Origin of the sequence: Vibrio sp. SCSIO 43097 (assembly GCF_023650755.1) — a bacterium.
GTDB lineage: Bacteria > Pseudomonadota > Gammaproteobacteria > Enterobacterales > Vibrionaceae > Vibrio > Vibrio alginolyticus.
On sequence record NZ_CP071840.1, the window covers coordinates 1,132,593 to 1,153,939 of the forward strand.

The following is a 21,347-nucleotide window of genomic DNA, read 5'->3' on the forward strand; positions in this document are numbered from 1 at the left end:
TATCTTTCTTGTCGACTTGCCACTGTTTTTTCGCTCTTTCACGGTGCCTGATCCCATGGCTTGTATTTTGCAGCCTCCCGGCTGGAAGGGGATGCTCTCGGGCACTTCAGTCATCACAAGCCTCTTGTGGTTTCTGTTGGAAACGTAGACTTGTGACCCGCTATTTGGGCGGTAGGTACTCAACGTGAATATGCGAGGAGTAGGGTGGCAAGAGTGTTGAATTCGATGTGTCTCACGCCAATGCTGCACTCGACCTTCAACGATCTACTCACATTGCTTGAGGATAAATGATTGGTAATGAATAAAATGTAACCAAACCTTCCTTAGCAGCTGTGAACTATAGCAGTGCGCGTGGCTATCAGCAATCTGCTTTCACGCAAACGATAGAAAATTTGCCGCTAAACTCAAAATTTCTAATTTATAACTGGCTGTTTCATAAGCAATTGAGATGTGCAAACTGTTCAGGACAGAAAACAAATTGAGAACTTGATTGAGAGTTTTAATAATTTAAACAAAAGCTTGGCGAAATTTAGACCAGTATGTGCCATCGAGTGTTTCTTTTACGACAAGAATAATGTGAAGTCGCACGAAATTGAGTTTACAATACCGCCCATGAACGAAATAAGAACAAAAGTCCAGTTCGTCGATATCGACGAAGATATGGCAGGTCAGCGCATTGATAATTTTTTGCGCAACCAATTAAAAGACATTCCTAAAAGCATGATTTACCGAATTGTGCGTAAGGGCGAAGTGCGCGTAAATAAAAAGCGTATAAAAGCAGAGTACAAGTTAAAAGCAGGCGATCTCGTTCGTATTCCACCGGTGACCGTCGAGAAAAAAGATGACGATGTCGCACCAAGTACGAAACTTAACAAAGTCGCTGAGTTGGAAAATATGATTATCTTCGAAGATGATCATATGTTGATTCTAAACAAACCATCTGGCACCGCTGTGCATGGTGGCAGTGGTTTAAAGTTTGGTGCGATTGAAGCGCTTAGGGCTCTGCGTCCTCAAGCTCGCTTTCTTGAACTTGTGCATCGTATTGACCGTGATACTTCAGGGATTTTGCTGGTTGCTAAGAAGCGTTCTGCACTTCGTCACTTGCAAGCCCAGTTTCGTGAAAAGACAGTAAAGAAGTTTTACTTAGCTCTTGTCATGGGGCAATGGAAAAGCAGTTGTAAGGTTGTGAACGCGCCACTGCTCAAAAACGAAGTGAACAGTATTGTTCGTGTTAACCCTAATGGTAAGCCGTCAGAAACGCGTTTTAAGATTTTGGAAAAGTTCGAACAAGCTACATTGATTCAGGCGAGTCCGATTACTGGTCGAACTCACCAAATACGAGTTCATACGCAATACACTGGTCACCCAATCGCTTGGGATGATCGCTACGGTGATCGTCGCTTTGACGCTTACACAGGTCAAGTTGGTTTAGATCGTTTGTTCCTACACGCGGCAAACATCAAGTTCCAACACCCATCAAATGATGAGTGGATGGAAATCAACGCACCGATGGAACCGAAACTAGAAAAAGTGTTGGCGGGTTTAAGAAACGCGTAACCATGTTTTCCTCGCGGATGCAAAAGGGAGCCTGTGGCTCCCTTTTATCGTATTTGGGTTAAAGGACATCGAGTCCTTGAACATGCAACATATCAATCAAATCAATCAATGGTAGTCCGACAAGTGTGTTCGGGTCTTTACCAACTAATTTCGTAAACAAACAAATTCCCATGCCTTCGCTTTTAAAGCTGCCTGCGCAGTAAAAAGGTTCTTCCCTGTCGACGTAGCGTTCGATTTGTTCAAGCGTTAAATCTCTAAAGTGCACCTCGAAAGAATCAAAGCCGACTTCTGTATGGTTTGTCACGGTGTTATGTACCGCAAGACCAGTATAGAAAGTGATGACTTTTCCACTTTGAGCCAAAAGTTGATTTATCGCGTTATCTCTATTTAAAGGCTTGCCAACGATTTCACCATTAATGACACAAACTTGGTCACTGCCGATAACTAAACTTGCTTTATCCGTCTGGCAAGATATTGCTTTCTCTTGGGCCAGTCTCTGCACAAGTTCAGTTGGCGTTTCTTGGTCAAAAGGTGTTTCATCGCAATCAGGTGATAAACAAACGAATGGTAGTGAGAGCTTTTCAAGCAGTTGTTTACGAAAAGGGGAGGTTGAGGCTAAAACCAGTTGGTAATTTTTCATTTTGAATTACAATTCGTGGGAGCATTTCCAATAGGATAATAGATCAAAAATGATTCTGGCTAATGCTCTGTATGTTAAGCGTAAAAAAGTACAACTTTTTTGCCTTTTTCTTTGACTAATTTTGATTTGGAAGATAATATTCGCGCCCTATGCAAAAGGTAAAAATACCGCGAACGGTTGACCCAGCTAAAGCTGCACAGAAACGATTGGATTACGATGGCATCATCCAAGCTAGTCTTTTCAAGCGCTTAGTGGAAACAACTGAAGGCGTAAAACGCGACGCAGAAGTCTCATTGTCATTTGGGATGGATGAACAGCGACTCGTTGTTATCTCTGGTAAAGCTAACATCGAAGTCGATTTAGAGTGTCAGCGTTGTAATGAGGTATTCGCACATGAGTGCGAAGTTGAATTCCTTTCTACTCCTTACTACGGTGAGAAAACAGAACAGGAAGCACCAGAAATTTATGATTTGGTAGATCTAAATGAATATGGTGAATTAGACCTCATACAACTTGTTGAAGACGAGTTCATCTTAGCATTACCTCAAATTGCGATGCACGATGAAGCGGATTGTAGCGTTGATTCAAATAACATGGTTTTTGGTGAGATTCCTGAAGAAATTGAGGAAGAAAAACCGAATCCATTCGACGTTTTGAAAAGTCTGAAAAAGTAATAGGTGTGGTAGCCGATTCTTCTTCAGGTTTTTAACCCAATAGTATAGGAGTAGGGTCAATGGCCGTACAGAAAAACCGTAAAACTCGTTCTAAGCGCGGTATGCGTCGTTCACACGATGCGCTAACTACAGCTGCTCTATCTGTAGACGCGACTTCTGGTGAAACTCACCTACGCCACAACGTAACTGCTGAAGGTTACTACCGTGGTCAAAAGGTTATCAACAAGTAAGGTTGAACCTTTGCAAAGTATTACCGTTGCACTTGATGCAATGGGCGGGGATTTCGGTCCACGCGTAACAGTGCCTGCCGCCGTGCAGGCACTGTCTCATTTCCCAGAGCTAAAAGTGATTCTTATTGGTGATCAATCTCTGATCACGTCTCAATTATCTCAACTCGGTACCTCGACCAGTTCCCGCTTGACTATTCTTCACAGCGAGAAAGTTATCTCGAACTCAGAAAAACCTTCATTGGCGTTACGTAATAGCCAAAATAGTTCTATGCGTATGGCTATCGATTTGGTTTCTGAGCAGAAAGCGGATGCTTGTGTTAGTGGTGGCAACACCGGTGCATTAATGGCACTATCGCGTTTCATTCTTAAGTTACTTCCTGGCATTGAACGTCCTGCTTTAGTTTCCGCTTTACCGACGATTACCGGAAAGCGTACTTGGATGCTGGATCTGGGGGCGAATGTATCGTGCGATGCTGATAGCTTGTTCCAATTTGCTGTAATGGGCAGTGCATTAGCTGAAGAACACTTGGGTCGTCCTCCTCGCGTTGCTGTACTCAATATTGGCGCAGAAGAGATTAAAGGTAACGATTTAGTCAAACGTTGCGCAGAAATGCTTTCTCAGACCGATGCGATTAACTTTGTCGGTTATATTGAAGGTAATCAAATTTTGCATGATGTTGCGGACGTCATTGTTTGTGATGGATTTGTCGGCAACGTATGCTTAAAAGCCAGTGAGGGAACAGCTCAACTTTTTATCGAAAAAATTAAAACCAGCATAATGGCATCAACGATAAAGGGTTGGATAGCTAGAAAGTTGTTTTCTAGGCTGTTTAATGAACTAAAAACACTGAACCCCGACCAGTATAACGGCGCAAGTTTGCTAGGATTGCGCGGCATTGTCATAAAAAGCCATGGAAGTGCGGATGTATCTGCGATTGTCAATGCACTTGGCGAGGCAGTACACGAGGTCAAACGACAAGTACCAAGCCGTATTAGCGATCGTTTGGAAGCGGTTTTACTCGAGAGGCATTATTAGTCTTCATGTATAGCAAAATTTTAGGTACTGGCAGCTACCTGCCATCTCAGGTGCGTACAAACGCAGATCTAGAGAAAATGGTAGATACAAGTGATGAGTGGATCGTTGCTCGCACGGGTATTAAAGAGCGTCGAATTGCTGCAGAAAACGAAACTGTAGCAGACATGGCATTCTACGCAGCTGAAAACGCTATCGATATGGCGGGTATTGATAAAAACGATATCGACCTGATTATCGTAGCCACAACGAGCAGTAGCCATACTTTCCCTTCATCTGCGTGTCAGGTGCAGGCAAAGCTTGGCATTAAAGGTTGTCCAGCTTTTGACTTAGCCGCTGCTTGTTCTGGTTTTGTGTACGCATTATCTGTTGCAGACCAACATATCAAATCTGGTATGTGCAAAAACGTACTTGTGATTGGTTCAGATGCTTTGTCTAAAACGTGTGATCCGACAGACCGTTCAACCATCATCCTATTTGGTGATGGTGCCGGAGCCGTTGTCGTAGGCGCTAGCCAAGAGCCTGGCATTATCTCTACCCACATATACTCGGATGGTCAATTCGGAGAGCTTCTAAGCCTACCTGTACCTGTGCGGGGGCAAGATGCGGATAAATGGCTTCATATGGCTGGGAACGAAGTATTCAAAGTCGCTGTAACTCAGCTATCGAAACTAGTAAAAGATACGCTTGAAGCCAACAACATGCATAAGTCTGAACTAGACTGGCTAGTGCCGCACCAAGCGAACTACCGCATTATTTCAGCAACAGCGAAGAAACTTTCGATGTCACTAGACCAAGTCGTGATTACACTTGATAAACACGGCAACACATCAGCTGCAACTGTGCCAACAGCACTAGATGAAGCGGTACGTGATGGTCGTATTAAACGCGGTCAAACTCTGCTTCTTGAAGCGTTTGGCGGCGGATTCACTTGGGGCTCGGCCCTTGTGAAGTTCTAAGTTTCACAAGAATTCAAAATTTAAGGTGCACTTGGTGCATCTTATTTCTTTTTACTTTGCTTAAAGGAAAACAACATGAGCAAGTTTGCTATCGTATTTCCAGGTCAAGGTTCTCAAGCTGTAGGTATGCTTGCAGAACTAGGCGAACAATATGACGTAGTAAAACAAACATTTGCAGAAGCATCTGACGCACTAGGTTACGATCTATGGGCGCTTGTTCAAAATGGACCTGCAGAAGATTTAAACGAGACTTTCCGTACTCAACCAGCTTTGCTAGCTTCATCTGTTGCAATCTGGCGTGTATGGCAGGAACTTGGCTTAGAGCAACCAGCAAACCTAGCCGGTCACAGCCTAGGTGAGTACTCAGCACTTGTATGTGCGGGTGTTATTGACTTTAAAGAAGCCATCAAGCTGGTTGAATTACGTGGTCAACTTATGCAAGAAGCAGTACCAGCTGGTACTGGCGCAATGTACGCGATTATCGGTTTGGCTGATGATGCGATTGCAAAAGCGTGTGAAGACGCAGCGCAAGGCGAAGTGGTCTCTCCAGTAAACTTTAACTCGCCTGGTCAAGTCGTTATCGCTGGTAGCAAAGACGCAGTAGAGCGAGCTGGTGCGCTATGTAAAGAAGCCGGTGCGAAGCGTGCGCTTCCTCTTCCTGTTTCAGTACCTTCACACTGTGCACTTATGAAGCCAGCAGCGGAAAAACTTGCTGTAGCTCTTGAGTCTATCGAATTTAACTCACCACAGCTGCCAGTTATCAACAACGTTGATGTGGTTGCTGAGACAGATCCTGCAAAAATCAAAGATGCGCTTGTTCGTCAGCTACATAGCCCAGTTCGTTGGACTGAAACAGTTGAACTGATGCACGAACAAGGCGTAGAAAATCTTCTTGAGCTTGGTCCTGGTAAAGTTTTAACAGGTCTAACAAAACGTATCGTGAAAACGCTAACTGCAGCAGCAGTGAATGATATCGCATCGCTAGACGCTGCGAAGTAATCCATCAAGCGATAAATTTGCGATAAGAAAAGGAAACACAACATGATGAATCTAGAAGGTAAGATCGCGCTAGTTACCGGCGCAAGCCGTGGTATTGGCCGCGCGATCGCGGAACTTCTTGTCGAGCGAGGTGCTACGGTTATCGGTACTGCTACTTCTGAAAGTGGTGCGGCTGCTATCAGCGAGTATCTTGGTGATAACGGTAAAGGCTTAGCGCTTAACGTGACTGATGTCGAGTCTATCGAAGCGACATTAAAAACGATCAACGAAGAATTTGGTGTGATCGATATTCTGGTGAATAACGCTGGTATTACTCGTGACAACCTATTGATGCGCATGAAAGATGATGAGTGGAACGACATCATCGATACCAACCTAACGCCAATCTACCGCATGTCTAAAGCGGTTTTACGCGGCATGATGAAAAAACGTGCGGGTCGTATCATCAACGTAGGCTCTGTTGTTGGTACCATGGGTAACGCAGGTCAAACTAACTACGCAGCAGCGAAAGCGGGCGTGATTGGTTTTACTAAATCAATGGCTCGTGAAGTTGCGTCTCGTGGTGTAACAGTGAACACTGTTGCTCCTGGTTTCATCGAAACTGACATGACTAAGGCACTAAATGATGACCAACGTGCGGCAACTTTGTCGAACGTGCCAGCAGGTCGTTTAGGTGACCCACGTGAAATTGCATCAGCAGTAGTTTTCCTTGCTTCTCCTGAAGCAGCGTACATTACTGGTGAAACTTTGCATGTAAATGGTGGCATGTACATGGTTTAATGCGACAGTTTATGCAAAATAAGCTATTTTACATTGTGAAAAATAGCCTATAGTTGCAGTTAACTGTCATGAACTTGTCATGCTTATGCGCAAGATTTGTGCATGATTTAAGTCAAAAATGTATTGAAATTCGGTTAAATTCGCTAATTTTGTGGTTTGACCAGCAAGGACCCCCTTGCAACTTTCAATAGTTCGAATAAACTACGGAATCATCGCATTAGGCGAAATCTGTAAAGGAAAAGAAAAATGAGCAACATCGAAGAACGCGTAAAGAAAATCATTGTTGAACAGCTAGGTGTAGACGAAGCAGAAGTTAAAAACGAAGCTTCTTTCGTTGACGATCTAGGTGCTGATTCTCTAGACACTGTAGAACTAGTTATGGCTCTAGAAGAGGAATTCGACACTGAGATTCCTGACGAAGAAGCTGAGAAGATCACTACTGTTCAAGCTGCAATCGACTACGTAAACAGCGCTCAGTAATTAGCTTTCCCAGGCGGTCTCCTAGACCGCCTGTGTTCTTTCTAACTTCTTCTATCCTCTCATAGAAATATTCAATTCCCGGAGAATTATATCGTGTCCAAGCGTCGTGTAGTTGTCACTGGCATGGGTATGTTGTCACCGGTAGGCAACACAGTAGAATCATCTTGGAAAGCCCTGCTAGAAGGTCAAAGTGGTATCGTAAATATCGAGCACTTTGATACTACGAACTTCTCAACTCGTTTTGCAGGTCTTGTTAAAGATTTCGATTGCACAGAGTACATGTCTAAAAAAGATGCTCGTAAGATGGACCTTTTCATCCAGTACGGCATTGCAGCGGGTATTCAAGCTCTTGATAACTCTGGCTTACAAATTACCGAAGAAAATGCGGCTCGAGTTGGTGTTGCTATCGGCTCAGGCATTGGCGGTCTTGACCTTATCGAAACTGGCCATACTGCATTAGTAGACAAAGGCCCTCGCAAAGTTAGCCCATTTTTTGTTCCTTCGACCATTGTAAACATGGTTGCAGGTAACCTATCTATCATGCGTGGTCTTCGTGGTCCAAATATCGCGATTTCTACCGCATGTACTACTGGCCTGCATAATATCGGCCATGCAGCACGTATGATTGCCTACGGCGATGCAGATGCGATGGTTGCTGGTGGTGCAGAAAAAGCTTCTACGCCTCTTGGCATGGCTGGCTTCGGTGCAGCTAAAGCACTATCTACTCGTAATGAAGAGCCTCAAAAAGCGTCTCGCCCATGGGATAAAGGCCGTGATGGTTTTGTTCTAGGTGATGGTGCTGGCATGATGGTGCTTGAAGAGTACGAACACGCAAAAGCACGTGGCGCGAAGATTTACGCAGAACTGGTTGGTTTTGGTATGTCTGGTGATGCTTACCACATGACATCTCCAAGCGAAGACGGCTCTGGTGGTGCACTTGCGATGGAAGCGGCGATGCGTGACGCTAACATCACAGGTACTCAAGTAGGTTATGTGAATGCTCACGGTACTTCTACTCCTGCTGGTGATGTTGCAGAAATCAAGGGCGTGAAACGTGCTCTTGGTGAAGAAGGTGCGAAGCAAGTTCTTGTGTCTTCAACTAAGTCTATGACGGGTCACCTATTAGGTGCTGCAGGCTCTGTTGAAGCAATTATCACGGTTATGTCTTTGGTTGACCAAATTGTTCCGCCAACCATTAACCTTGATGATCCAGAAGAAGGTCTAGACATCGACCTTGTGCCGCATACAGCGCGCAAAGTTGAAGGTATGGAGTACGCTATCTGTAACTCGTTTGGCTTTGGTGGTACAAACGGTTCTTTGATCTTCAAGAAGTTCGCTGAGTAACACTATCTAACCTAATTTAGATAAGCGAAACTTGTATTCTAACGGCTCGATGCTTAGCATTGAGCCGTTTTGTTTTATTTGTTGTCTGCTAATTTGAAGGTACGTGAATGTTTTGGGTAAATGGAGTTCCGCAAACGCATGTAGAGCTAGGTGATCGCTCATTCCAATACGGTGATGGAGGCTTTACCACCATCCTGACCCAAAATGGAGAGTTGGTTTACTGGCAGGAACATACTGAGCGCATGAGTGCTTGCCTTGACGCTTTGAAGATCTCTTCACCTGACTGGAAAGTTGTGCATGATTGGGCAAGCAAAGCGGTTTTATCTGACGCACGAGCGGGGGTGAAGATTCACGTTAGCCGCGGTATTGGCGGGCGAGGGTATAGCCCTAATGGGATTGAAAGCCCTATCGTGACGATTTCCAATTTTGTGTTTCCTTCTCATTATTCATCTTGGCAAGAACAAGGTGTGGACTTGGGCGTTTGTAATACTCGTCTAGGGATTCAACCTTTACTTGCGGGACATAAGCACAACAACCGTTTAGAGCAGATTCTCGCCAAGGCTGAAATCGACAATACAGAGTTTGCAGATGCAATAACGTTAAATGTGCAAAACCATGTCATTGAAACTACAATGGCCAACCTTTTTTGGGTTAAAGGTAATAAAGTATTTACGCCGGAGCTGACCTTATCAGGCGTTACGGGCGTAATGCGTCGTAAGGTGCTTGAGTTACTTAAAGTAAGTCATATTGAAGTCATCGAGGGGCGTTTTATACTTCCAGATTTGCTGAGTGCTGACGAGGCTTTCATGTGTAACTCAATATTAGGTATCGCACCTATTCGCAGCATAGTGACATCGAACTCTAAGACTATATTTCCGATAGGAAAATTGACTCAACGACTGCAAGGGAATTTAACTACGTGATTAAAAAACTGTTGGCTTTTGTTGTGCTGATCGCAGTGATAGGCGCAGCAGCTGTTTTTTATATAATTTCACAGGCTAAACAATACGTTGAAAAGCCTATTCTATTGGAACAACCTCAGCTGTTTACTGTAGAAAGTGGTACAAGCTTTCATCATGTCATGCGCGCCTTAGTTGAAGATGAGGTGATTGAAACATCGGAGTACATCCGTTTAATTCCTCACTTATATCCAGAATTGTTGCAGGTGCGAGCGGGTACTTACCAACTTGAGCCTGGTATGTCGCTTTCGCAAACATTGGAGCATCTGAATACTGGAAAAGAATACCAGTTTGCGATCACTTTTGTTGAAGGCGGCCGCTTTTCTGAATGGGTAGATCAACTAAAAAGTGCTCCTTATTTAAAGCATGATTTAACCGATCTTTCAGAAAAAGAAATGGCTGCGAAGCTCGGAATTGAGAGAGAAAAGCTAGAAGGGTTGTTTTTAGCAGAAACCTACCATTACACAGCGGGTACGAGTGAAAGCCAGTTATTAAAACGAGCGCATCGAAAACTCAATAAAATACTGGACGCTAGCTGGGAAGCTCGTCAAGAAAAGCTGCCATTACAGGATAAATATGAAGCCTTGATTCTCGCGTCTATCATAGAGAAAGAGACGGCTATTGATTCTGAGCGTGAGCGCGTCGCTTCTGTGTTTATCAACCGATTGAACAAACGCATGCGGTTACAAACTGATCCGACAGTTATTTATGGTATGGGTGACGCCTACGATGGCAACATTCGTAAGAAAGATTTGCGTACGCCGACACCATATAACACCTATACCATCAATGGATTGCCACCAACACCGATTGCGATGGCTGGTGAAGCTTCCATTGAAGCGGCTTTGAATCCAGAAAGCAGCAACTATTTATATTTTGTAGCAAGTGGAAAGGGCGGACATGTATTCTCGAAATCCCTTGCTGAGCACAACCGTGCTGTTCGTGCCTATTTAAGAGAACTAAGAAAGAACAAATGATGAAAGCAAACTTTATTGTCGTTGAAGGCCTAGAAGGCGCGGGTAAAAGCACTGCGATTAAAACCGTTTTAGATACGCTAAAAGCGGCCGGTATTGAGGATATCGTAAATACCCGTGAGCCAGGAGGCACACCGCTAGCAGAAAAAATGCGCGCTCTGGTGAAAGAAGAGCACGAAGGTGAAGAACTTAAGGACATGACGGAGTTGCTTCTTCTGTACGCTGCACGTGTTCAGTTGGTTGAGAACGTGATCAAACCAGCTTTGGAAAACGGTCAGTGGGTGGTTGGTGACCGACACGATATGTCGTCGCAAGCTTATCAAGGTGGTGGCCGTCAGATTGACGCATCGTTAATGAAAAATCTCCGGGATACAACGCTTGGTGATTTTAAACCTGCTCTTACTCTCTATATGGACATTGACCCTCGTGTTGGGCTTGAGCGTGCGCGTGGGCGTGGTGAGTTAGATCGTATAGAGAAGATGGATATTAGTTTCTTCGAGCGTACACGTGAGCGTTATTTGGAGATTGCTCATGCCGATCCTTCCATCGTTATCATTAACGCAGAACAGACGATTGAAGGCGTGTCGCGTGATATTCGGGACGCTCTAAACGAGTGGCTAGCTCGTCAATAAGTGAAATGTAAATTTAGGTGACTCATGTTAAATGATTATCCATGGCTACAGCCAATATGGGATAACCTCAAAGTAGGGTTAGAGTCGGACAGAATACCAGGTGCGCTTTTATTACAAAGCGATCAGGGCTTAGGCATCGAAAAACTTATCGAGTTTTTTAGCCAAGCGCTTCTTTGCCAAAATTACGCGAGTGAAGCATGCGGTTTTTGTCATAGCTGCCAGCTAAATCAATCTCAAAACCACCCTGATTTACACTGGATCAAGCCAGAGAAAGAAGGAAAGGCGATAACGGTGGACCAAATTCGCGCTTGTAACCGTCTTGCTCAGGAATCATCTCAGCTTAATGGTTACCGCCTATTTGTAATAGAACCGGCGGACTCTATGAACGAGTCGGCATCGAATGCGCTGTTAAAGACGCTAGAAGAGCCTGGGGCAAAGTGCTTGTTTTTGCTCGTTACCCACAATCAGGAGCGTCTGCTCCCAACGATTCGTAGCCGTTGCCAACACTGGGTTGTTGCGCCTCCGTCAGCGGAACAAGCAATGCAATGGATGCACGAACAAGGGGCGAAGCAAGTTCCTGCTTATGCTTTAAAACTGAATATGGGCTCTCCAATAAAAACATTGGATGCGTTAAATAATGGTGATCTCGAAGCTTACTTGGCTTTTGAACGCAGTTTTATTAAGGCAATGTCTTCGCCTGTTTCAGACGTTTCTGAGTGTGCTTCTTTAATCGCTAAACACTCAGAGCAATCACTAGACTGGGCATGGTATTTACTGACAGATGCTCAGAAAGCGCAGTTTGGTGTATCAGAAGCTCAAATGCTTCCGGGCGCGACAAAGTTTCAACCGGACAACTATAACGGTTTGTACTCATCAGCGAAGGCGCTGATGAACCTGAAAGCTCAGGTGCAAGCCTTTCCTGGCCTGAACCTTGAGCTACTATCAATGAATTGGTTAATTGAATCACGAGAGGCATTATGTTCGTAGATTCTCATTGTCATTTAGACAAATTGAATTACGACGATCTCCACATCAATGTGGAAGACGTTATTAACAAAGCTAAACAAGCAAACGTAACTGAGCTACTTTCTGTTGGAGTAACGCTGGATTCTTTCCCGAAAATGATGGAAATGATCGAGCCTTATGACAATGTTTATGCTTCGTGCGGTGTGCACCCACTTGATGTTGAAAGCGACTTTTCGATGGACGTATTGCGCCACCATGCGTCGAATGCAAAAGTCGTCGCTATTGGCGAAACGGGTTTAGATTATCATTACAAGCCCGAAACGGCCGCGTTACAGAAAGAGCGCTTTGAGCAACACGTTGATCTTGCAGTGGAGCTCAACAAACCTTTAATTATCCATACCAGAAACGCACGTGCGGATACTCTAGATATTTTGCGTAAGGGTGGGGCAGAGAAATGTGGTGGTGTTATCCACTGTTTTACAGAAGATCTTCCATTTGCTGAAGCTGCACTGGAGCTGGGGTTTTATATTTCTATCTCGGGGATTGTTACTTTCCGTCAAGCTACAGAGTTAAAAGAAGTGGTGAAGACTCTACCTTTAGAGAAGCTTCTTATTGAGACAGATTCTCCTTACTTGGCTCCTGTTCCCCATCGTGGCAAAGAGAATCAACCCGCTTACGTTGTCGAAGTCGCTTCTTATATTGCGCAACTCAAATCGTGCTCTCTTTCTGAAGTGGCACAAAAAACCACCGAAAACTTCCGAAATCTTTTTTTGCGATGAAAAAATAATAAGAGCATAAAAAAGGAGCTTAGGCTCCTTTTTTGTTGATAAAAACAACAGATACGCTCACGAGTTTAATGTTTACTAAAAATGTTGATTTAATAACATTCAAAAATCACAAATGTAATTTTGTTACTAAAAATAACATTGGGGCGTATTTTATTTACGCCTTAAAATTAATTATATAAATAATTAATTCTTTATAAAACAGTAATATAAGTGCAATGCAAACCTTTTCATCGGCTGTTTTTGGGTGTGATCCAAGACTTGTTTTGAAACTAAATTTCGTAACTGTGTGGAAAGTTTGAGGGTCATCAATATATATTTAGAGCCGGAAAATATAATGCAGTTGTGGTTACATTTTCATTGGGTGCTAACCTTTAGGCTACGGGGGTGTGCCGTTAGTGCCCAAATAATACTTATAAATTTATCAGGAGCATAAACATGTTTAAGAACCTTTTTGCTAACCTGCAAAAAGTTGGTAAGGCTCTGATGCTTCCAGTATCAGTTTTACCAGTTGCAGGTATTTTATTAGGTGTGGGTGCTGCCCATCTAAGCTTTATTCCAGAGATCGTTTCTAATCTTATGGAACAAGCTGGTGGTTCAGTATTCGGCCAAATGGCACTTCTATTTGCAGTAGGTGTAGCTCTAGGCTTCACTAACAACGACGGTGTTGCAGGTCTTGCAGCTATCGTTGGTTACGGCATCATGACGGCAACGCTAGGTGTAATGGCGGGCGTTATGGGTGTTGAGAAAATCGATACAGGTGTACTAGGTGGTATCCTTGTCGGTGGTGTGGCTGCTTGGGCATTCAACCGTTTCTTCAAAATCCAACTTCCAGAGTACCTTGGCTTCTTCGCTGGTAAGCGCGCAGTGCCAATCATCACTGGTTTTGCTGCGATCATCCTAGGTGTTATCCTTTCTGTTATCTGGCCACCAATTGGCGGTGCAATTTCTGCATTCTCTGATTGGGCTGCACACCAAAACCCACAGCTAGCATTCGGTATCTACGGTGTTGTTGAGCGTTCTCTAATCCCATTCGGTCTACACCACGTATGGAACGTACCGTTCTTCTTCGAAGCAGGTTCTTGTGTTAACGCTGCCGGTGAAGCTCAAAATGGTGTACTAACTTGTTACCTAGTTGCTGATGAAGCATCTCGTGCTGCTGGTAATGGCTTCGGTCAGCTAGCGGGTGGTTACATGTTCAAGATGTTCGGTCTACCAGCTGCAGCAATCGCAATTGCTCATTGTGCTAAACCAGAAAACCGTGCAAAAGTAATGGGTATCATGGCGTCAGCTGCACTGACTTCATTCCTAACTGGTATTACTGAGCCAATCGAATTCTCATTCCTATTCGTTGCTCCACTACTATACGGTATCCACGCTCTACTAGCTGGTTCTGCATACATCGTTTCGAACACTCTAGGCTTTGTACACGGTACTTCTTTCTCTCACGGTCTGATCGACTTCCTAGTTCTATCTGGTAACGCTCAGAAGATGGTGCTAATGATTGCCGTTGGTCTAGTTTACGCAGTAATTTACTACGTAGTGTTCCGTGGTGTAATCACAGCGCTTGACCTAAAAACACCTGGCCGTGAAGATGAAACGGAAAGTGCAGCTGTAGCTTCTGGCTCTGATATGGGCGGTGAACTGGTTGCAGCGTTTGGCGGTAAAGCTAACATTACTGGTCTAGATGCATGTATCACACGTCTACGTGTAGCAGTTGCAGATACAGCAGCTGTTGACCAAGACAAGCTAAAACAACTAGGCGCTGCTGGTGTTGTAGTTGTAGCTGGTGGTGTACAGGCTATCTTCGGTACTAAGTCAGATAACCTAAAAACTGAAATGGATGAGTGGATTCGTAACCACGGTTAATCGCAGTCATTCATAGTAATGCATAAAAGGAGGCTTCGGCCTCCTTTTTTAGTTCCTATTTTATTAACTGACAGTTCCTTTTTAGTGTGATCCTAAACTCATCTTTACTTTTGTCAGCTTTTTCATACATCGAGCTTACCCATCGTTGACATATTGATATGCCATTATGTTTGAATAGCGAATAATGTTTTTTTGAATAATTGATAACGTGTATGAAGAACAAATTCATTTTAGTTTTGGGACTAGTTTCTAGTACGGCAATGGCGGCAAGCGAACCAACGGATCTATCAGTTGGTATGGCTGTCGATCAACAATTAAGTGTTGTTGTAGAGTTAGATAACAAATATCGTGGCATTATCGGAAACGATGGTATGGCGTTTGATTACATCGCTAAGCGTGGAACATTCGATCAAAACATGCCTGTGACTTGGTATGTCGGCGTTGGTGGCTGGTATGAATGGGATGACGAGTTTGGTGTGAGAGTACCACTTGGTGTGAACTGGGATTTATCACGCGGCTGGGACCTTTATGGTCAAATACACCCAGAGCTAGATCTTTACAAAGGTGCTGACTTGCAGCTTGGCGGCGCCGTTGGCATCAAATACAGTTTCTAGAATAAAAGAAACATAAAAAAACGCCGGTAAATACCGGCGTTTTTTGTTTGGAATGCAATACTGCTATTGTTTATCCATGGCTCGCTTGATGCAAACGGCAGCGCCGCCCCAAGTGATACCTAAACCAATAACCATCATAATAATTGCGCTGATTGTCATTTTGCTGTCTCCTTGCGGTTCACTGCGTTGATCACTAGACCAAAGATAAAGAGTGCGGCGATAAGTGCCCAGCCTAAAGTTAGATCATAGCCACCGTAGCCTTCAGTAGTTAGGGCGTATAGCTTGGTCGCTAAGATAATGGCGAGCATGATTGGTGTAACGAAGCGTAAGCAGATCTCGAACCATTGACCAACAGAGAAATCAGAGCGCTCGTTAACGTAATTACGTACTTCTGGCACGCGCTTCAATAGCCACGCCATCAAGACAATCTCAACCAGACCACCAACCATGATGCCAACGTTGTTTGCAAAGTGGTCTACTAGATCGAGTAGCAGCAGACCGCCATTGGTAGCAAACGCCATAGAGACAACGAAGCCAATACCAATCACAACATTTGCAGCTTTTTTACGGCTCCACTTCAGCTTGTCGATAATGGCTGAAGTTACGGCTTCCATAATTGAAATATGCGAACTTAGACCCGCAACCACCAGTGCAAAGAAGAACAGTGGACCAAGAATATATGGGGCAGGTAGTAGGTTAATTGCCGCAGGTAAAGTAACAAAAGCCAAGCCAACGCCTGCAGATACCACCTCTGTTAACGGCTTACCTTGCTCTTGAGCCATGTAACCCAATACTGAGAAGATCATGATGCCGGCTAGGATCGAGAAGCCACAGTTGATCAACACGGTCATAAACGCGTTATTCGTTATGTCCGACTTTTCTGGTAGGTAGCTAGAGTAAGCTAGCATGATGGCGAAGCCGATACTTAACGTAAAGAAGATCTGACCATATGCCGCTGCCCATACTTTAACATCCCAAATTTTGCTGAAATCGGGTTCGAACATGTAGTTCACGCCATCTAGAGCTCCTGGCAAGAAAATCATACGTCCGATTAAGAAAATCACCATCAAGAATAGGATTGGCATCATAATTTTAGATGCTCGTTCAATTCCTGATTTCACGCCTTTGGCAATGGCGGTGTAAGTAATTGCCCAAGCAATTACCATGGATAAAGCAATCTTCCATTGAATACTGCCTAAGTCTGTTGGTGAGTTGTCACCTAGCTTTAGGTATTCACTAAAGAAAAATGCGTTGGTATCGGTTCCCCAACCTTGAGTAAACGACAACCCAAAGTAAGAAATCGACCAACCGATAACAGCCACATAGTAAACGGCAATAACGGCAGCCACACCAACTTGGAACCAGCCAAGCCATTCAAATTTAGAATGAATTTTCGCAAGTGTTTTTGGTGCCGAGCCTCGGTATTTTTGTCCCATACTGAACTCAAGGATCATAAATGGAATACCGGCAGTGATCATGGCAAAAATGTAAGGAATAAAAAATGCGCCGCCACCGTTTTCATAGGCCATGTATGGGAAACGCCAAATGTTTCCCAAACCGATAGCAGACCCAACTGCTGCTAAGATGAATCCCGCCCGGGATCCCCATTGTTCTCGCTTCATATTTGACTCCTATAAGACTCCCTGAGGAATGAAGCTCTCTACGTAACACAGTAATAATTGCGCAAATAGTTGGAAGAAAGGACCGCTGTTATCCATCAGCTTTTCTATCCTTAATTCTAACTTCTTATAATTTTATAGAGCTATATTCTGGCTACTGTAAGAGAAAGTAGATTATTAATCTTAAAATTTTGATGTGTGTTTGATAAAACTGAAATATTTATCTGTTTTCACTGATCAGACTAACTTCTAATAATACTTAGCGCAATAGAATCTAAATGTTAATTCAGATGCGTTGTCTGGTTTTAATCTTGTTAAATTTGAGTTTGATTGTGGTTTTATGTGGGTGTGTGGTTGTTTGTCTGGAATAAATGACTGGGATCTAATAATTGCTTTGGTGTTTAAGACTATTTTGATTAATTAGGGCGTACGGCTATCTTTTGTGCACCTATCTAGATGATGCTTCGTTACTTTGCCAAACAATGGTGTTTAGACGATATCCTTTATCGGCTCTGTGCAGGACTCGTTCAGCGTTCTTTGTGACGAGTCCTATAAAGGAACATGCATAAAAATTAGAAGCGGAAACTAAAACCGACATTTGATTGGAATTGGTTCATCCAATCAGTATCGAACTTAATGATACAGTTTGAGCCGTCATTAGGTAGAGTACAGGCGCCAGATGTATCGTTATCAACGACCGTTCCTAACCATCTCAGTTGGGCTGTTAATGCAAAGTTCTTTGAAAATTCATATTCCAGCCCTGCAAAAGCGCTAGCCGAAAATCCGTATTTTTTGTCTACCCAATCCACATCGGCGTAAGAAGCGCCCAAACCTACACCGATATAGGTTTGCCATTTTTCTGCGACAGGATAGTACATGCTGCTTTGGAAGTGCAGATAATGGATATCTGCCGAGTTGGACAGCTTTTCAAGTTCCGTCGATTGATTGGAGTAAAACAATCCGATCCTTCCTTTTTCTAAGGGAGTCTCGACTGAAAGAGCGTAATTCACTGCGGGGTCGAGATCGTATGTATTACCACTTTCATCCTCTACTTGGCCGCCTCCTGTATAGCCTATGTATGGTGTAACGATGATATTCGCTTGTGCATTGATAGCAGTACTCATCATCATGATTCCTACTAGCCAGCTGAGTTTTTGGTTCATGCCCTATCTCCTTATTATGACTAAGCTAATTGTGATGGGTTAGTCAAAATTGCGCGACTAAATTAAGCAAATCTTGAACATATTTCACACCGGTGTTATTAATTTGTTACATATTAAGGAGGTGTTTATGGAACACGATCTAAAATCCGCATTAATCATTGTGGTGACTGTTTTTGCAGTGCTTTTGTCATTTGGCATCATTGCTATTACAACAGCTTAAGATAACCACTTTTACCAAACGTTTTAACAAAACGGCGTGAGCCTATGATACGTAACAGCGGTATAATCACAGAAAGCCATGCAGAGCTTGATGTAAAAGTTTATGAGCACTTTAGGCATGGTAAAACTGCTTTAGTCACGCAAGGTGGAGGGCAGAGAGGGATTTTTACCGCTGGCGTTTTAGACGCCTTTTTACTTTCCAACTTCGATCCTTTCGATGAATTCTATGGCACCTCTGCCGGAGCACTTAACTTATGTTCTTACTTGTGTCGTCAACATGGCATGGGCAAAGCTTTTATTACCGAGCTGACAACGTCTCCTGAATTTTTTAATCTGTTTCGCTATATCCGAAAGCAGCAGTACTTAGGTTTAGAGTGGGCATTAGAACGGATTCAAGATTTCCCATACAAGCTTGACCTTGATTTAGGTCGCAGTGCATTGGGAAAACGAGGGGCGTTTGCTGCGGTAACGAATATAGAGACGCTATCAGATCAATATCTACCAATCTTGGATGACTCGTGGTTTAACACTATGCTAGCGACATGTGCGATTCCCAAGTTATATCACGGACCTGTCGACGTAAATGGCAATAAGTTTGTGGATGGCGGCGTGTCTGCCTCTATCCCTGTTCAAGAAGCGTGGCGTCAGAATGCTCGCAACATTATTGTCATTCGCACAGAGCCGTTTTCAGAGATTGAAGCGAGAGCCCAAAGTGAGGTGGGGGATGTGCCTGTCGAATGGTATCGGGAGTCTATCAACTCAGTACAGCAATCATGGCAGCAAAAAGTGAATCAGTGGAAGCTGGATTGGGCGTCGTTCTTCCAACAAAAAATTAATGCAGCACATCAATCGAAGCTTGCAGGGAAAATGCTGTTAAATGGAGGCCGTTGGTTGTTCGGTGCCGATAACTTGTATCGTTTAAGTCATCTGATTGGTGAGAATTTTGATTCAGGTTTAGCCGACATGCTGATGATTCATTATCAAACATTTGAGCTCACTCAGGCCTTTATATCTGCTCCACCTGACGACACTTTTATTTTACAAGTTGCGCCTAAAGAGGGACTTCGTTCTTCTTCTTTGTTAAGTGACCAAGAGTCACTAGAGCATGACTATCAACTTGGGCTTCAAGCTGGGTTTAACCTAGTTCAACTCTATGACCAGCTGGATGTTGAAATTGATGGTAGAGAGAGTGCATAAACCTTCTTACGTTCACGATGTGCGCAATATACAAAGCATATAAATAAGGCTCCATTTTCGGAGCCTTATTTGCGGGTTCTTGTGGTTAACTCCGGTTAGGTATAACGACTACGCTTGTAGAATGCGCATGCAGTTGGTTGAGCCAACAACATCCATTACATCGCCTTGAGTAATAATGACTAAATCACCTTTGTGCAAGAACCCTTGCTCTTTAAGGCTAGTAATCGCTGCGTGAGCCGTTGGTAAACCCGCATCACTTTTTGACTCGAAATATACAGGTGTCACGCCTCGGTATAATGCTGCTCGATTTAGTGTCGATTCATTCCGTGATAAGGCAAATATTGGCAAGCCAGAGCTTAAGCGAGACATCATCAACGCAGTCCTGCCGGACTCAGTTAACGAGATCATCGCTTTAATTCCTTCCATGTGATTCGCAGAGTACATGGTTGCCATTGCGATGGTTTCTTCAGCGGTTTCGAAGGTTCTATCTAAGCGATAGGTTGATAGACTTGCCTCCGACATTTTTTCTGCCCCCACACATACTTCGGCCATGGATTTGACCGTTTCTACAGGATATTTACCTGCAGCGGTCTCTCCAGAAAGCATCACCGCGTCAGTGCCGTCTAGAACCGCATTGGCCACATCCATCACTTCAGCACGCGTTGGCATTGGGCTAGTAATCATGGACTCCATCATTTGTGTCGCAGTAATCACGATACGGTTTAAACTGCGTGCGCGGCGAATCAGTTTTTTCTGGACACCTATGAGCTCAGGGTCACCGATTTCTACACCAAGGTCACCACGTGCAACCATCACCACATCGGATGCGAGAATAATGTCGTCAATAGACTCATTGGTCGCGACGGTTTCTGCTCGTTCGACTTTAGCCACTAACATGGCTTCAAGGCCTGCATCTCTGGCTAAGCGTCGAGCGTAATGCATGTCTTCGCCGTTACGCGGGAATGAAATAGCAAGGTAGTCTACTTGAATTGCTGCGGCGGTAAGAATGTCGGCTTTATCTTTCTCTGTGAGCGCATCGGCTGACAATCCGCCGCCTTTTTTGTTGATCCCTTTATTGTTGGACAGTGGACCACCGACAATCACACGGGTATGAACTTTATTACCCTCTACTTTGGTAACTTGCAGCTGAACGCGTCCATCATCGAGTAATAAAATGTCATTTGGTGAAACATCTTGCGGTAGTTCTTTATAATCTAACCCTACAGATTCTTGATTGCCTTCACCTTTTGGTAAATCACTATCTAATGTGAATTTATCGCCCACATTCAAAATGACTTGGCCGTCTTTAAACGTTGATACACGGATTTTAGGGCCTTGTAAGTCACCAAGAATTGCAACCTGACGCCCAAGTCTTGCTGCAATGGTACGGACTTTGTTCGCACGTTGAATGTGGTCTTCACTGGTTCCATGTGAAAAATTCATACGGACAACGTTTGCACCGGCTTTGATGATCTCCTCAAGTATATTGTCCTTATCCGTTGAAGGACCCAGCGTAGTGACAATTTTTGTTCGTCTTAATTTGGAAGTCATAGATTCTCCGATGAATGTGTGTGTAAAGGTAACTTGAACTCTATCCTTACTTTACGCAATCGCTCTCAAGGTTAGCCTCGTTGCTGAGCCCACACCTTAAAGC

The 21,347-nt window shown here is 43.9% G+C and carries 23 protein-coding genes; 18 read left to right on the forward strand and 5 right to left on the reverse strand.

Translation table 11 applies throughout. From position 1 onward, the window contains the following. Window positions 1–612 precede the first annotated feature (612 nt). A complete protein-coding gene (rluC, locus tag J4N40_RS05360) occupies window positions 613–1,557 on the forward strand; it encodes a 23S rRNA pseudouridine(955/2504/2580) synthase RluC (protein ID WP_021033985.1) in 945 nt (314 codons plus the stop codon). A 58-nt stretch (window positions 1,558–1,615) separates the two neighbouring features. Here rluC and J4N40_RS05365 read toward each other — a convergent pair whose 3' ends face one another. Beyond that, entirely contained in the window at window positions 1,616–2,197 is a 582-nt protein-coding gene (locus J4N40_RS05365; protein ID WP_005380845.1) for a Maf family protein, read from the reverse strand. 149 nt (window positions 2,198–2,346) lie between these two features. Here J4N40_RS05365 and yceD point away from each other — a divergent pair, with 149 nt between their 5' ends. The 15 genes from yceD (at window position 2,347) to J4N40_RS05440 (ending at window position 15,495) form a co-directional block, all read left to right on the forward strand. Then, window positions 2,347–2,871, forward strand: coding sequence for a 23S rRNA accumulation protein YceD (yceD, locus tag J4N40_RS05370; protein ID WP_005387307.1), 525 nt, complete (start codon window positions 2,347–2,349; stop codon window positions 2,869–2,871). Window positions 2,872–2,930: 59 nt separating this feature from the next. Continuing rightward, window positions 2,931–3,101, forward strand: a complete 171-nt coding sequence (gene rpmF / locus J4N40_RS05375) for a 50S ribosomal protein L32 (protein WP_005396978.1) — start codon at window positions 2,931–2,933, stop codon at window positions 3,099–3,101. 10 nt (window positions 3,102–3,111) lie between these two features. Next, the gene (plsX, locus tag J4N40_RS05380; RefSeq protein WP_017633846.1) at window positions 3,112–4,137 is read left to right on the forward strand and encodes a phosphate acyltransferase PlsX; all 1,026 of its coding nucleotides are present in this window, start codon (window positions 3,112–3,114) and stop codon (window positions 4,135–4,137) included. Between the two features lie 5 nt (window positions 4,138–4,142). Beyond that, window positions 4,143–5,093, forward strand: a complete 951-nt coding sequence (locus tag J4N40_RS05385) for a beta-ketoacyl-ACP synthase III (protein ID WP_017821385.1) — start codon at window positions 4,143–4,145, stop codon at window positions 5,091–5,093. Between the two features lie 75 nt (window positions 5,094–5,168). Further along, complete coding sequence (gene fabD / locus J4N40_RS05390; protein ID WP_005387313.1) at window positions 5,169–6,092, forward strand: ACP S-malonyltransferase; 924 nt, start codon at window positions 5,169–5,171, stop codon at window positions 6,090–6,092. 45 nt (window positions 6,093–6,137) lie between these two features. Beyond that, window positions 6,138–6,872, forward strand: a complete 735-nt coding sequence (fabG, locus tag J4N40_RS05395; protein WP_031781117.1) for a 3-oxoacyl-ACP reductase FabG — start codon at window positions 6,138–6,140, stop codon at window positions 6,870–6,872. Between the two features lie 246 nt (window positions 6,873–7,118). Next, window positions 7,119–7,352: an acyl carrier protein gene (acpP, locus tag J4N40_RS05400; RefSeq protein WP_004406112.1), complete on the forward strand. Its 234-nt coding sequence runs from the start codon at window positions 7,119–7,121 to the stop codon at window positions 7,350–7,352. A gap of 93 nt (window positions 7,353–7,445) precedes the next feature. Next, entirely contained in the window at window positions 7,446–8,696 is a 1,251-nt protein-coding gene (gene fabF / locus J4N40_RS05405; RefSeq protein ID WP_005372948.1) for a beta-ketoacyl-ACP synthase II, read from the forward strand. Between the two features lie 107 nt (window positions 8,697–8,803). After that, the gene (pabC, locus tag J4N40_RS05410) at window positions 8,804–9,619 is read left to right on the forward strand and encodes an aminodeoxychorismate lyase (RefSeq protein ID WP_250654402.1); all 816 of its coding nucleotides are present in this window, start codon (window positions 8,804–8,806) and stop codon (window positions 9,617–9,619) included. After that, window positions 9,616–10,632, forward strand: a complete 1,017-nt coding sequence (mltG, locus tag J4N40_RS05415; RefSeq protein WP_250654403.1) for an endolytic transglycosylase MltG — start codon at window positions 9,616–9,618, stop codon at window positions 10,630–10,632. The genes pabC and mltG overlap by 4 nt, the downstream gene beginning before the upstream one ends. Then, window positions 10,629–11,261, forward strand: a complete 633-nt coding sequence (tmk, locus tag J4N40_RS05420; protein WP_005387350.1) for a dTMP kinase — start codon at window positions 10,629–10,631, stop codon at window positions 11,259–11,261. The genes mltG and tmk overlap by 4 nt, the downstream gene beginning before the upstream one ends. A 24-nt stretch (window positions 11,262–11,285) precedes the next feature. Then, complete coding sequence (locus J4N40_RS05425; RefSeq protein WP_017821391.1) at window positions 11,286–12,248, forward strand: DNA polymerase III subunit delta'; 963 nt, start codon at window positions 11,286–11,288, stop codon at window positions 12,246–12,248. Further along, entirely contained in the window at window positions 12,239–13,006 is a 768-nt protein-coding gene (locus J4N40_RS05430) for a TatD family hydrolase (protein ID WP_005372957.1), read from the forward strand. Before J4N40_RS05425 ends, J4N40_RS05430 begins: the two co-directional genes overlap by 10 nt. 444 nt (window positions 13,007–13,450) lie before the next feature. Further along, the gene (gene ptsG, locus J4N40_RS05435) at window positions 13,451–14,881 is read left to right on the forward strand and encodes a PTS glucose transporter subunit IIBC (protein ID WP_176311091.1); all 1,431 of its coding nucleotides are present in this window, start codon (window positions 13,451–13,453) and stop codon (window positions 14,879–14,881) included. Between the two features lie 212 nt (window positions 14,882–15,093). Continuing rightward, complete coding sequence (locus J4N40_RS05440) at window positions 15,094–15,495, forward strand: hypothetical protein (RefSeq protein WP_005372960.1); 402 nt, start codon at window positions 15,094–15,096, stop codon at window positions 15,493–15,495. A 63-nt stretch (window positions 15,496–15,558) separates the two neighbouring features. Here the strand turns inward: J4N40_RS05440 and J4N40_RS05445 are convergent, their stop codons facing one another. The 3 genes from J4N40_RS05445 to J4N40_RS05455 all read right to left on the reverse strand — a co-directional run bounded on the left by J4N40_RS05445 (window position 15,559) and on the right by J4N40_RS05455 (window position 18,277). Next, window positions 15,559–15,654 carry a MetS family NSS transporter small subunit gene (locus J4N40_RS05445; protein ID WP_005372963.1) on the reverse strand — a complete coding sequence of 32 codons (96 nt, stop codon included), beginning with the start codon at window positions 15,652–15,654 and terminating at the stop codon, window positions 15,559–15,561. Next, window positions 15,651–17,117 carry a sodium-dependent transporter gene (locus J4N40_RS05450; protein WP_054574792.1) on the reverse strand — a complete coding sequence of 489 codons (1,467 nt, stop codon included), beginning with the start codon at window positions 17,115–17,117 and terminating at the stop codon, window positions 15,651–15,653. Before J4N40_RS05450 ends, J4N40_RS05445 begins: the two co-directional genes overlap by 4 nt. 569 nt (window positions 17,118–17,686) lie before the next feature. Next, the gene (locus J4N40_RS05455; protein ID WP_005372968.1) at window positions 17,687–18,277 is read right to left on the reverse strand and encodes an outer membrane protein; all 591 of its coding nucleotides are present in this window, start codon (window positions 18,275–18,277) and stop codon (window positions 17,687–17,689) included. Window positions 18,278–18,404: 127 nt separating this feature from the next. Here J4N40_RS05455 and cydH point away from each other — a divergent pair, with 127 nt between their 5' ends. Continuing rightward, window positions 18,405–18,497 carry a cytochrome bd-I oxidase subunit CydH gene (cydH, locus tag J4N40_RS05460; RefSeq protein ID WP_005372970.1) on the forward strand — a complete coding sequence of 31 codons (93 nt, stop codon included), beginning with the start codon at window positions 18,405–18,407 and terminating at the stop codon, window positions 18,495–18,497. 44 nt (window positions 18,498–18,541) lie between these two features. Next, window positions 18,542–19,693 carry a patatin-like phospholipase family protein gene (locus tag J4N40_RS05465; RefSeq protein ID WP_005372971.1) on the forward strand — a complete coding sequence of 384 codons (1,152 nt, stop codon included), beginning with the start codon at window positions 18,542–18,544 and terminating at the stop codon, window positions 19,691–19,693. Between the two features lie 108 nt (window positions 19,694–19,801). Here J4N40_RS05465 and pyk read toward each other — a convergent pair whose 3' ends face one another. Beyond that, window positions 19,802–21,244 (reverse strand): pyruvate kinase, encoded by a 1,443-nt coding sequence (gene pyk / locus J4N40_RS05470; RefSeq protein ID WP_250654404.1) that lies wholly within the window; start codon window positions 21,242–21,244, stop codon window positions 19,802–19,804. Window positions 21,245–21,347: the final 103 nt, after the last annotated feature.